This is a genomic window from Streptomyces sp. NPDC040622 (assembly GCF_055593965.1).
This window is the reverse complement of the sequence record NZ_JBVIXD010000004.1, coordinates 150572-164158: the sequence shown is the minus strand read 5'-3', so window position 1 is coordinate 164158 and position 13587 is coordinate 150572. Positions and strand designations below refer to the sequence as shown.

The window sequence follows — 13587 nt, the reverse complement described above, 5'->3', positions numbered from 1 at the left end:
GCCTCGCGTGCTCCGTACGTGGGCGAGGGGCGGCCGCGCCGCATCCGGCGCGGCCGCCCCTGGCGCATGCCTCACCTGCGGCCGGACGGCCTCCGTCAGGAGCGGATCGCCTCCGCCGTGATCGTGGCCGCGTCCAGCTTCACCACGTCCAGCTCCTCCGGGTGGAACGGCGGCGCCGTCAGCTCCGGAAGGCGGTCGTCGGCGCGCATCGCCATGAGGAACCGGTTGGAACCCAGCTCAGCCTGCGGCGCGTTCAGACTCATCACGTCCGTCACGATCTCGGACGCCTTCGGGGAGCGGATCGACGCCGCGGTGATGGCTTCGGCGAAGCGCAGGCGCTGCTTGGTGTCCACACCGCTGAGCCGTGGATCCGTCGCGGACACCCGGCAGTTGACGTAGTCGATGTCCTTGGTCGCGGCCAGGATCCACGGGTCGTCGACCGCCGCGCCGATCGCCTTCTGGAGGCGCAGGGCGGAACCGGTGCCGCCCAGCGGTGCGCGGGTGAACTCCCGGTCGATGGTGTCGGCGCAGCGCGCGGCCGAGCTCATGCCGTGCCCGTAGATCGGGTTGAACGCGCTCAACGAGTCGCCGATGACGACCAGGCCGTCGGGCCACCGCTCGAGCCGTTCCGGGTACAGGCGGCGGTTCGCGCCGGACCGGGAGCCGAAGACCGGGGTGAGGGGCTCGGCGTCCCGGAGCAGATCGGCGATGACCGGGTGGTTGAGGTTCTTCGCGAACGGGATGAACTCGTCCTCGCTGGTGGGCAGTTGCACGCCCCTGGTGCAGGAGAGCGTGGCGAGCCAGCGGCCGCCCTCGATGGGGTAGACCACACCGAAGCGGCCGGGCTCGCGGACCCGGTCGTCGGCGGCGATGTTCACCGCGGGGAAGCGGGTCGTCGCACCGGGCGGCGCCTGGAAGAGCCGCGTCGCGTAGGCGACGCCCGCGTCCACGACGTCCTCTTCGAGGGCGGGCACGCCGAGGCCGGAGAGCCACTGCTTGAGGTGGGAGCCGCGGCCGGTGGCGTCGATCACGAGGTCGGCCTCCAGCGTCTCCTGGCGGCCGCTGTCGATGTCGCGCACGACGACGCCCGTGACGAGCCGGCCGTCACCGGTCAGCTCGACGGCCTCGGTGCGCTGCCGGACGGTGACGTTCGCGGGTGCCAGAGCCGCCCTGCGTACCGTCAGATCGAGCAGTGGACGGCTGGCGACCAGCGCGAACTGGGTGGCGGGGAAGCGGTGCTGCCAGCCCTGTCCGGTGAGGGTCACCAGGTCCTCGGGGAAGCCGAGGCGACGGGCACCCGCGGCGAGCAGCCGATCGGTGGTGCCGGGCAGCATCTCCTCGATGAGGCGGGCGCCGTTGGACCACAGCAGATGGGCATGGCGCCCCTGCGGCACGCCCTTGCGGTGCCGGGGCTCCTCGGGCAGCGTGTCGCGTTCGACGACGGTGACGGTGTCCACGTGGCGGGCCAGGACGTGGGCCGCGAGGGTGCCTGCCATGCTGGCGCCCAGGACGACGGCGTGGGCGGGTCGGGTGGTGGTCACGCGCTGATCCCTTCGGGATGGGTGGGGTCGCTTGTGGCGGGCCCGTCCATGGTCACGTCAGTGACGCCCCAGAAGGCCTGCACCCGGCGGCCGAGCCCGTTCTCGTCGAGCTCGACGATGCCGACGATGCGGAACGTCATGGGCCGCGGCCGCTGCACGGTGACCGTGGTCGGCGTCACCACGAAGCGGTCGTCCATCGACGTCATGGGCGGGTCGGGCACCTCGTGCGTGCCGCAGGAGACGGCGAGTTCGAGGTGCCTGCGCAGGTCGTCCTTGCCCACCATCGGCGGCTGCCCCACGGGGTCCTCGAAGACGATGTCGTCCGTGAACAGGTCGAGGACGCCCTCGATGTCGCCGGCGTTGATCCGCTGGGCGTAGTCGGTGGCCATCTTCTTGCGTGAGGCCTCGTCGGGCATTGCACCTCCAGGAAGGGTGGGCCGGCCCCGGCCGTCGCTCCGGCCGGGGACCGCGGGATTCAGCCGAGGACCGTGAGATCGGACGTGCCCCAGTACGACTTCAGGTGCCGGACGAGGCCGGCCGCGTCCATGCGCACCACGAGCATCGCCGTGCGCCGCAGACGCGCCGTCCCGGGGGACTCGGGGACCTTGAGCCAGCCCCGCTCGGCGTACGCGGGGCCCAGCGGCGGGTAGTCCATGACGGAGGTGATCTGGAGCAGGGCGTGCTTGGCGTCCTGCCCCGCGACCGGCTCGGCCGCCTCCTCCCGCACGTGCGCGGCCACGAGCATCTCGTAGTGGGCGCGCAGCGCGTCGTGCCCGGTGAGGGGAGGCGTGCCCACCGGGTCCTCCAGGACGGCGTCGGGCGCGAACAGTTCGACGATCGCGTCCACATCCCCGGCGTTGACCCGCCGGCTGAGCTCCAGGACGCGCTTCTTGCGGGCGAACTCGTTCATCGCTGTTCCTCCACGCTGTGTCCGTTGCCGGAGTCCTTGCCGAGGTCCCGGTCGATGAACGCGAAGATCTCGTCCGCCGAGGAGTCCTGGATACGGGCGGCCACCGCGGCCTCGTCGGCCGTGTCCCGCGGCACGTCGAGCCGGGAGAGCGTGGCGCGCAGCCGGCCGGCCAGTTCGGCCCGTGCCGTGCCGTCCTGCGAGGAGACCGAGAGGAGCGAGCTCTCCAGGCGTTCGAACTCCGCGAGGACGTCGGCGAGGGGATCCGCCGCGCGCGGTGTCAGCTCCTGGCGCAGATGCGCGGCGAGCTCGGCCGGGTTGGGGTGGTCGAAGACGAACGTGGCGGGCAGTTTGAGACCGGTCGCCGTCGACAGGCGGTTGCGCAGTTCCACCGCGGTCAGCGAGTCGAAGCCGAGCTCGCGCAGGCCCTGCGTCGCGTTGACGGGTGTGGCCGGGTCATAGCCGAGCACCGCCGCGATGTGCGTGCGCACCAGGTCGAGGAGCGCCTCCTCGCGCTCCGCGTCGGACATGGTGCCGAGCGCTTTGAGGAAGGCGGCCGCTCCGGCCGAGACGCCGGAGCCGCCGCTCTTGCCCGCGCCGCGCACCAGGTCCTGCAGGAGCGCGGGAGCGGGCCGGCTCTGTGCCTGCCTGCGCAGCCGGGCCAGGTCGAGGCGGACCGGTGCGAGCAGCGGCAGGCCGCTCGCCCACGCGGTGTCCAGGAGCGAGAGGCCCTCGTCGGCGCCGAGCCCGATGACACCGGCGCCGGCGTGCCGCGTACGGTCCACGTCGGTGAGCCGTCCCGCCATGCCGGTCTCCAGGTCCCAGTAGCCCCAGGCCAGGGAGGCCGCCGCCGCCCCGCCGTCGTGCCGGTGGCGGGCCAGCGCGTCCAGGAAGGCGTTGGCGGCGGTGTAGCTGGCCTGGCCGGGCCCGCCGAGCAGTCCGGCGACCGAGGAGTAGAGGACGAACGCGGACAGGTCCATGCCCCGGGTCAGCTCGTGCAGATGCCATGCGGCGTCGGACTTCACCCGCATCACGTCCTCGACCTGCTCGGCCGTGAGGTTCTGCACGACCGCGTCGCTGACGATGCCCGCGCAGTGGAAGACGGCGGTCAGCGGATGCGCCGCGGGCACCGACGCCACCAGTGCGGCGGCCGCCTCCGGGTCGCCCGGCTCGCAGGCGGCGAAGGTGACCCGGGCGCCGAGCGCGGAGAGGTCGGCGGCCAGTTCCAGGGCGCCCGGCGCGTCGGCCCCGCGCCTGCTGGACAGGAGCAGGTGCCGGGCGCCGTGTCGGCCCACCAGGTGCCGGGCGGTGAGCGCGCCCAGCGCGCCGGTGCCGCCGGTGATCAGCACCGTGCCCTCGGGGTCGAAGGCCACGGGCAGCGTGAACACGGTCCGGGCCGCCGAGGCTTCGGCGCCCTGCGCCGCGGGTGCCTGCCGGACGTCCCGCACGGCGACGTCGAGCGGCTCCAGGACACCGTCGTCGTCCAGTCCGGGGAGCGCGGCGAGGATGTCCCGTACGCGTGCGGGGTCGGGCGGCGAGACGGGCTGCCCGGCGTCCGGGCCTCCGGCCCCGCGGACCACCAGCGCGCCCTCGCCGGGCACGGCCGCGTCCTCCCTTCCGATGACGACGTCGGCCCCCTCGCCGGCCGCCCCGTCGGGGGAAGGCGCACCGCCGACGACCTCCGCGCGCCAATGTGACGCGAGGCGCACGACGGCGAGACCGACGGAACCCGTCGCCTCCTCGACGACCAGCGACGTACCGCCGCTCGGCGCCACCACATCCGCCAGGACGTGGTACGCGGCCACATAGGGCCCCACGGACCCGGCCGCCTGCGCCCAACCCCACCCGGCCGGCACCGGGGTGACCAGCGCGGCATCGGTGACGGCCACCGGGCCGACCGCGTCGAACAGGCCCATCACCCGGTCGCCCACGGCCGGCGATCCCGCCGCGCCGCCGACCTCGGTCACCACGCCCGCACCCTGCACCTGGCCCGCGGCGAGCGGTCCCGGGTCCGGTGCGGCGGCCCGGAGCGCGACCCGCACCTCGTGCGGTTCCAGCACCCGCCCGGCCTCGGGGGCGTCGACGAGAGCCAACTCCCTTTCGGTGCCCGTCCCGTCAGCGCCGGTCAGACGCCAGGTGGGCGACCCGACCGGTGGCGCGAGGCGCGCGGCGGCATCGTCGCGCACCAGGCGGGGCACGAACGGCCGCCCGTCGCGGACGGCCAACTCCGGTTCCCCGGAGGCCAGTACACCCGTCAGCTCCGCCAGGGAGGTCTCCAGGCCGTCGAGGTCGAGGAGCGTGATCCGGTTCGGGTTCTCGGCCTGCGCGCTGCGCACCAGGCCCCACAGCGAGGCGCCCGGCAGATCGCCTGCGTCCTCGCCGGGCCGGGTCGGGACCGCGCCCCGGGTCACGACCACGAGCCGGCTCGCCGAGAACGCGGGATCGTCGACCCACTCCTTGAGCAGCCCGAGCAGGGACACGGCGGCAAGCCGCGCGTACCCGCCCGCGTCGTCGGCCGCGGCCGTGCCGGGCGTTGCGCACACGGCGAGCACGGCATCGGGCGCCTCCGCGCCGTCCGCCACGGCCTCGCGCAGCGCCGCGAACGTCTCCCGCACGAGAGCTCCGGGCAACGCGCCGGACAGGTCCGCGGCCAGCGGATCCCCGACGGGCGCGACGATCGCGGGCCGCGCGACACCGCCGGCCTCCCCCGCGCTCGCCGCCGCCTGCTTCCACACCAGACGGAAGAGCGCGTCACGCTCCGCCGCCCGGGCGCCCGCGAGCTGATGGGCCGCCACCGGCCGCACCGTCAGCGAGTCCAGCGTCAGGACCGGCGCTCCCGCGTCGTCCACGGCCGTCAGGGCCAGCTGGTCGGGTGCCGTGCGCGCGATGCGTACCCGCAGCTTGTCCGAGCCCGGCGCATGCACCCGCAGCCCGCTCCAGGAGAACGGCAGCAGGACCTGGTCGGTGTCGGCGGACGAGGTGACCGCGTCCAGGATGAGCGCGTGCAGAGTGGCGTCGAGCAGCACCGGGTGCAGCTGATAGCGGCCGGCCTTCACGCTCTCCGTCTCGGGCAGCCGCACCTCGGCGTACATGTCGTCCCCGAGCCGCCACGCCGTCACCAGACCCTGCGACGAGGGCCCGAAGTCGTAACCGTGCGAGGCGAGTTCACCGTACGGGTCCTGCCCGCCGACCGGAGTGGCGCCCGGCGGCGGCCACGCGCCGCCGAACGACGCGTCCCCGGCCCCGGGCCCCGAGGGGGCGACCACGCCTGCGGCGTGCCGCGTCCAGGGTGCCTCCTCGCCCTCGCTCGTGGGCCGCGAGTGGACGGAGACGGGCCGTCGGCCGTCCTCGGCCACGGGGCCGACCGCCACCTGCAGGTCGACGGCGCCCGCGCCCTCGTCGCCGAAGGTGAGGGGTGTGTGCAGCGCCAGCTCGGCGAGCTCCGCGCAGCCGGCGCGCACCGCGGCCTGCAGCGCGAGCTCCACGAAGGCGGAACCGGGCAGCAGTACGTTGTCCATGACCCGGTGCTCGGCCAGCCACGGCTGGTCGCGCGGGGCGATCCGTCCCGTCAGCAGGTGACTGCTGCCGTCCGCGAGCTCCACTGCGGCCCCGAGCAGCGGGTGTCCCGCCGAGGCGAGCCCGAGGCCCGCGGGGTCCCCGGCGAGCGTGCGCTTGGCCTCGAGCCAGAACCGCTCCCGCTGGAACGCGTACGTCGGCAGGTCCACCACGCGCGGCAGCGGGACGGCCGGGAACCAGCCCGTCCAGTCGATGTCCGCGCCCGCGGTGAAGGCGTGGGCGGCGGCGCGGGTGAGCTGGGCGGCGTCGCCGTGATCGCGGCGGAGCGTGGGTACGACGGTGGCGGGCACGTCGGCCCGTTCGATGATCTCTTCCATGGCGAGGTTGAGGACGGGGTGGGGGCTGGCCTCGATGAAGAGGCGGTAGCCGTCGTTGAGGAGGGCGTTGATGGTGTCGGCGAAGCGGACGGGCCGGCGGACGTTGTTGACCCAGTACGCGGAGTCCAGGGCGGTGGTGTCGGCGAGGTGTCCGGCGGTGACGGTGGAGTAGAACGCGGTCTGGGTGGTGGTGGGCCGGACACCGGCGAGGCCTTCGGTGAGCTGGTCCATGATCGCGTCGAGCTGGGGTCCGTGGCCTGCGACGTCGGAGCCGACGGCGCGGGCGCGCAGTCCGAGTTCCCTGGCGGCGGCCACCACTGCCTCGATCTCGCCGGGGGATCCTGAGATGACGGTGGAGGAGGGGCCGTTGACGGCGGCGACGACCACGCCCGGGTGTCCGTCGATGAGTTCGCCGGCCCGGTCCTGGTCGACGCCCAGGGAGGCCATGGCGCCCTGCCCGGACAGCCGGCGCAGCAGGATGCTGCGGACGGCGACCAGGCGTGCCGCGTCCTGCAGGGAGATGGCGCCCACGACGCACGCGGCGGCTATCTCGCCCTGGGAGTGTCCGACGACCGCGGCGGGTGTGATCCCCTGATCGGCCCAGACGGCGGCCAGCCCGATCATGACGGCCCACAGCACCGGCTGGATGACATCGATCCGGGACAGCTCTGCGCCGTCCCCCCGCAGCACATCGGTCAGCGTCCAGCCATCGACATACGGCGCCAGAGCCTGCTCGCACTCCGCGATCCGCGCCGCGAACACCGGCGACTCGACCAACAACCGGGCACCCATCCCCACCCACTGACCACCCTGCCCCGGAAAGACCAACACCGGGCCGGCACCGGAGACGCCGTGCACGGCACCCTCGACGACGTCCGCCGACGGCTCGCCCGCCGCGAGGGAGCGCAGCCCGTCGAGCAGGGCCTCGCGGTCGCCGCCCACGACCACGGCGCGGTTCTCGAACACCGACCGGCTCTTGACCAGGGACCAGCCCACGTCCAGGGGCGACGCCAGACGCGGGTCGGCGGTCGTGCGCTCGGCCAGCAGCGCGGCCTGGGCGCGCAACGCGCTCTCGCCCCGTGCCGAGAGGACCCACGGCACCACCCCGGCCGGCGCCTCGGCCGACGGGTCGGTCAAGGGCTCCGGCACGTCCGGGGCCTGCTCCAGGATGACGTGGGCGTTCGTGCCCGAGATGCCGAAGGCGGACACCCCGGCGCGGCGCGGGCGTTCACCGCGCGGCCAGGCCACCGGCTCGGCGAGCAGCTGGACGCCGCTGCCGTCCCACTCCACGTGCGGGGTCGGCTCGTCGATGTGCAGCGAGGCGGGCAGCTGCTCGTTCTGCATCGCCATCACCATCTTGATCACACCGGCGACACCGGCCGACGCCTGCGCGTGCCCGAAGTTCGACTTGATCGAACCCAGCCACAGCGGCTGCCCCTCCCGCCGCTCCTTGCCGTACGTGGCCGCCAGCGCGTTGGCCTCGATGGGGTCGCCGAGCATGGTGCCCGTGCCATGCGCCTCCACCGCGTCGACGTCCTCGGCGGACAGGCGCGCGTTGGCGAGTGCCTGCCGGATCACCCGCTGCTGCGCCTGGCCGTTGGGCGCCGTGAGCCCGTTGCTCGTGCCGTCCTGGTTGATGGCCGAACCCCGGATCACCGCGAGGACCTTGTGGCCGTTGCGCCGCGCCTCCGAGAGGCGCTCCAGGAGGACCAGGCCGACGCCCTCGGCCCAGCCGGTGCCGTCGGCGGCGGCGGCGAACGGCTTGGGCCTGCCGTTCCTGGCGAGCCCCCGCTGCAGGGAGAACTCCACGAACGCGCCCGGAGTGGCCATCAGCGTGGCACCACCGGCGAACGCCAGTGAGCACTCGCCCTGCCGCAGCGCCTGCGCCGCCTGGTGGATCGCCACCAGGGACGACGAACAGCCGGTGTCGAGGGTCAGCGCCGGACCTTGGAGACCGAGTACGTAGGAGACGCGGCCGGAGGCGACACAGCCGAGGTTGCCGGTGCCGATGTAGCCCTGGACCTCGGTGGGCTGCTCGCCGACGAGCGCCATGTAGTCGAAGATGGTCAGGCCCGTGAAGACCCCGGCGTTGCTGTCCCTGAGGTCCTTCCGGTCGATTCCGGCCCGCTCTACCGCCTCCCAGGCGGTCTCCAGGAGCATCCGCTGCTGCGGGTCCATGGCGATGGCCTCGCGGGGGCTGATGCCGAAGAACCCGGCGTCGAAGTCGCCCGCGTCGTACAGGAATCCGCCCTCGCGCACATAGCTGGTGCCGCGGCTCTCGGGGTCGGGGTCGAAGAGCGCCTCCAGGTCCCATCCCCGGTCCTCGGGGAAGGCGCCCATCGCGTCCCGGCCTGCGGCGACCAGGTCCCACAGGTCCTCGGGGGAGCGGACGTCGCCCGGGAAGTGGCAGGCCATGCCGACGATGGCGATCGGCTCGTCGTCGGCGGCCGCGGCCGTCCGCCCGGCGCCGGTGCTCGCGGTGTCGCCCGACAGTTCGGCCTGCAGCACGTCGGCGAGCGCGTCGGGCGTGGGGTGGTCGAAGACGACGGTGGTCGCCAGCGTCAGGCCGGTGCTCTTGTTGAGCCGGTTGCGCAGCTCCACCGCGGTCAGCGAGTCGAAGCCCAGCTCCTGGAACGGCTTCGTCGCGGGCACGGCGTCGACGTCCGAGTGCCCCAGGGTGGCGGCGGCCTGGGAGCGCACGTGCTGCAGCAGCAACTGCCGCTGGTTCGCCGGTTTCGCGTCGGTCAGCTCCCGCTGCAGCGACGACGCCTCCGCCGAGTCGTCCTGCGCCGCCGGAGCGGTGTCCCGCCGGTTCTCGGGCAGGTCGGCGAGGAGCGGGCTGAGCCGCTGCGCGGTGAAGGTGGTCGTGAACTGCGCCCAGTCGAAGTTCGCCACGGTCAGCGTCGTCTCGCCCGTGTCGAGGGCCTGGTGCAGCGCCTTGACGCACAGGTCCGGGGCGAGCGGGTGCAGGCCGAAGCGGCTGAAGAACGTCAGCGCGGCCTTGTCGGAGGCCATTCCGGCCTCGGCCCACGGACCCCAGGCGACGGAGGTGCCGACCAGCCCCTGGGCGCGGCGGTGTTCGGCCAGCGCGTCGAGGAAGTGGTTGGCGGCACCGTACGCGCCCTGCTGGCCGCTGCCCCACACGCCGGCACCGGAGGAGAACATCACGAACGCCGAAAGGTCCATATCCCTTGTCAGTTCGTGCAGATGGAGCGCCGCGAGGGCCTTGGGGCGCAGCACCTCGTCGAGCTCCGCCCCCGACACCTCGCCGAGAGCGATGTAGTTCGGCACGCCCGCCGCGTGGATGACGGCCGTGAGCGGTTGCTCGGCGGGGACACCGCCGATGAGGTCGCGCACCTGCTCGCGGTCGCCGACGTCACAGGAGGTGACGGTGACCCGCGTGCCCAGCGCCTCCAGTTCGGCCGCGAGTTCCCGGGCGCCCGGCGCGTCGGGGCCGCGCCTGCTGGTCAGGAGGAGGTGCGGCGCACCCTCGCGGGCCAGCCAGCGGGCGAGGACGGCACCGATGCCGCCGGTACCGCCGGTGACGAGGGTCGTGCCCTCCGGCCGCCACCTCACGCCGCTGTTCGGCGCGGGGGCGGGCGCGTGCGCCAGGCGCCGCGCGTGGACACCGCCCGGACGGACGGCCAGCTGGTCCTCGTCCTGCGGGGCCAGCGCGGCGGCCAGCCGGTTCAGGGTCTGGTGGTCGATGCGGGCGGGCAGGTCGACGAGCCCGCCCCACAGCCGCGGGTACTCCAGGGCGGCGACCCGCCCCAGCCCCCAGACCTGGGCCTGCACGGGACGGGTGAGGGCGTCGGTCGCGCTCGTGGACACGGCGCCCTGGGTCAGGGTGCGTACGGGTGTCTCGACGCCGTTGTCCGCCAGGGCCTGCACGAGTGCGGTGCTCGCCGCGAGTCCGGCGGGCACCGCCGGGTGCTCGGGGTGGGGCTCCTCGTCCAGGGCGAGGAGGTTGACGATTCCGGTGCAGCCGTCCTCGCCCACCAGGGAGCGCAGCTCCTGGGCCAGACCCGCGCGCTCCACGGCGCCCGCGTCGACGACGTGCCGCCGTACGGCACCGCCGTGCGCGGCCAGCGTCTGCGCGGTCGCCAGGGTCACGGGGTGCTCCGCGTGCGTAGCGGGCACGATCAGCAGCCAGGTCCCGCCGAGCTCCGGCACCGCCGCGTCCGGCAGGTGCTTCCATGTGACGTGGTACCGCCAGGAGTCGACCGTGGACTGCTCCCGGTGCCGTCGCCGCCAGGCCGAGAGGACGGGCAGCGCGGGTTCCAGCGCGCCGACCGTGTCCGGCTGGTCCTCGATCTCCAGGCTGCTGACGAGGGCCTCGATGTCGAGGTCCTCGATCGCCTGCCACACCTGGGCCTCGACGGGATCGTGCCCGCCGGTGGCCGTGACCGCGGCCGGCGGCTCCACCCAGTAGTGCCTGCGCCGGAAGGCGTACGTGGGCAGATCGACGGTACGAGGGACGGGCTCGGCCGGGAACCAGCGCCGCCAGTCCACGTCCGCGCCCGCCGCGAACGCCTGGGCGGCGGCGTGCGTGAGCTGCGTGCGACCGCCGTGGTCGCGGCGCAGTGTGGGAACGGTGGTGGCGGGAGCGCCGGTCTGCTCGACGGTCTCCTGAATGCCGAGGTTGAGGACGGGGTGAGGGCTGGCCTCGATGAACAGGCGGTAGCCGTCGGCGAGCAATGCCTCGACGGTGTCGGCGAAGCGGACCGGCTGACGCAGGTTCGTCACCCAGTACTCGGTGTCCAGCGCGGTGGCGCTGTCGAGGCGCTGGGCGGTGACGGTGGAGTAGAACGCGACGTCGGTCTCCGCGGGCCGGATGTCGGCGAGACGGTCGGTGAGCAGGTCGTGGAGGTCGTCGATCTGGGGTCCGTGGGAGGCGTACCCCACATCAATGACGCGGGCCCGCAGCCCGCGCGCCTCCGCGTCGGCGACCACGGCGGCGACATGCTCGGGCGGGCCCGATATGACGGTGGAGGCAGGCCCGTTGACGGCGGCCACGCACACGCCGGGCCGGTCTGCGATGAGTTCGGCGGCTTCTTCGGCATTCGTGCTGAGGGACGCCATGTCGCCGTGCCCCATCAGCTGCCGCAGCGCGTCACTGCGTACCGCCACGATCCGCGCCGCGTCCTCCAGGGAGAGAGCCCCCGCCACACACGCGGCGGCCATCTCGCCCTGGGAGTGGCCGACCACAGCAGCAGGCGTGATCCCGTAGTCCGCCCAGACGGCGGCCAGCGACACCATCACCGCCCACAACACCGGCTGCACGACCTCGACCCGGGACAGCTCGGAGCCGTCCCCGCGCAACACCGCTGTGAGTGACCAGTCCACATGAGCGGACAACGCCTGCTCACACTCGGCGATCCGCCCCGCGAACACCGGCGACTCGTCCAACAACTGGGCACCCATGCCCACCCACTGCGACCCCTGACCGGGGAAGACAAGCACGGGCCCCGGACCCACATCCCCGGCCACCCCGGACACCACGTCCGCCGACGCCTCGCCCGACGCCAACGCCCCCAGGGCCGCGACCGCCTGTGCCCTGTCCTGTCCCACGACGACGGCCCGGTGTGCGAACGCCGACCGGCTCGTGGCCAGCGACCAGCCGACCTCGACGGGGGAGGAGCCGGTGTCGTCCGCAGTGAACACGCCCAGGCGGCGGGCCTGTTCACGCAGGGCGTCGCCGGTCTTCCCGGAGACCACCCACGGCGTCACCGCGCCGCTCGGTACCGCTTCGGGCGCCGGGCGTCCGGAGTCGTCGGGTGTGTCCCGCGGAGCCTCCTCCAGGATCAGGTGCGCGTTCGTGCCGGAGATCCCGAACGCCGAGATGCCCGCCCTGCGCGTGCCCTCGGCCGGCCAGGCGACCGGCTCGGCGAGCAGGCGTACGCCGCCCTGCTCCCACTGGACGTGTGGTGAGGGCGCGTCGATGTGCAGGGAGGAGGGCAACAGGCCGTTGCGCATCGCCATGACCATCTTGATCACACCGGCGACTCCGGCGGCGGCCTGCGTGTGACCGATGTTCGACTTCACCGAACCGAGCCACAGCGGCCGGTCCTCGGTGCGCCCCTGCCCGTAGGTCGCGAGGAGCGCGTTGGCCTCGATGGGGTCGCCGAGCGTGGTGCCGGTGCCGTGCGCCTCCACCGCGTCGATGTCCTCGGCGGAGAGGCGGGCGTTGGCGAGGGCGGCGCGGATGACGCGCTCCTGGGAGGGGCCGTTGGGCGCGGCGAGACCGTTGCTCGTGCCGTCCTGGTTGATCGCCGAACCCCGCACCACCGCGAGGACCTTGTGGCCGCGGCGGCGCGCCTCGGAGAGCAGCTCCAGCGCCACCACCCCGGCACCCTCGCCCCACCCTGTCCCGTCCGCGGCGGCCGCGAACGGCTTGCACCGCCCGTCGGGCGCGAGCCCGCGCTGCCGCGAGAACTCGGTGAACGAGCCGGGCGTCGCCATCACGGTCGAGCCGCCGGCCAGCGCGAGCGAACACTCGCCCTGCCGCAGCGCCTGGCTCGCCAGATGGATGGCCACCAGGGACGAGGAGCAGGCCGTGTCGACCGTCACCGCCGGTCCCTCGAGTCCCAGTGTGTAGGAGATCCGGCCCGACACCACACTGCCGAGGTTGCCGGTGCCGATGTAGCCCTCGACCTCGCTGGCGGTCTGGCTGATCAGCGTCAGGTAGTCGTGGGCGCTGACTCCGGTGAAGACACCGGTGTCGCTGCCCTTGAGCGCCTGCGGGTTCATGCCCGCGTGCTCGATGGCCTCCCAGGCGGTCTCCAGGAGGAGCCGTTGCTGCGGGTCCATGGCGACGGCCTCGCGGGGGCTGATGCCGAAGAACTCCGCGTCGAAGTCGCCCGCGTCGTACAGGAAGGCGCCGTCCCGCACATAGCTGGTGCCCGGGTGCTCCGGGTCCGGGTGGTACAGGCCCTCCAGATCCCAGCCCCGGTCCTCGGGGAACCCGGAGACGGCGTCGCCCCCGTCGCGCACCAGCTGCCACAGGTCCTCGGCGGACCGGGTGCCGCCGGGGAAGCGGCAGGCCATGCCCACGATGGCGACCGGCTCTGCCGACTCCTTGTCGTGGAGTCGCTGACGGGCCTCACGCAGCTCCGCGGTGACCCACTTGAGGTGATCGAGAAGCTTCTCCTCGTTCGACATCTGACCCAGGCTCCTTGACGCTACGTGGTGATCGGGAGGTGTGACGACGGGATGGGGCGGGGACGGGGACGGGTTGCCGGAGGGC

General features: G+C 73.8%; 4 protein-coding genes. All 4 read right to left on the bottom strand.

The window, feature by feature from the left end:
- Positions 1–95: 95 nt before the first annotated feature.
- From ACZ592_RS12695 to ACZ592_RS12680, 4 genes are read right to left on the bottom strand one after another with little or no spacing between them, the layout of a single operon-like run.
- Positions 96–1541 carry an NAD(P)/FAD-dependent oxidoreductase gene (locus ACZ592_RS12695; RefSeq protein WP_471581538.1) on the bottom strand — a complete coding sequence of 482 codons (1446 nt, stop codon included), beginning with the start codon at positions 1539–1541 and terminating at the stop codon, positions 96–98.
- Positions 1538–1957: a nuclear transport factor 2 family protein gene (locus tag ACZ592_RS12690; protein ID WP_471581537.1), complete on the bottom strand. Its 420-nt coding sequence runs from the start codon at positions 1955–1957 to the stop codon at positions 1538–1540. Before ACZ592_RS12690 ends, ACZ592_RS12695 begins: the two co-directional genes overlap by 4 nt.
- A 59-nt stretch (positions 1958–2016) precedes the next feature.
- Positions 2017–2451: a nuclear transport factor 2 family protein gene (locus ACZ592_RS12685; RefSeq protein ID WP_471581536.1), complete on the bottom strand. Its 435-nt coding sequence runs from the start codon at positions 2449–2451 to the stop codon at positions 2017–2019.
- A complete protein-coding gene (locus ACZ592_RS12680; RefSeq protein WP_471581535.1) occupies positions 2448–13502 on the bottom strand; it encodes a type I polyketide synthase in 11055 nt (3684 codons plus the stop codon). The genes ACZ592_RS12685 and ACZ592_RS12680 overlap by 4 nt, the downstream gene beginning before the upstream one ends.
- Positions 13503–13587: the final 85 nt, after the last annotated feature.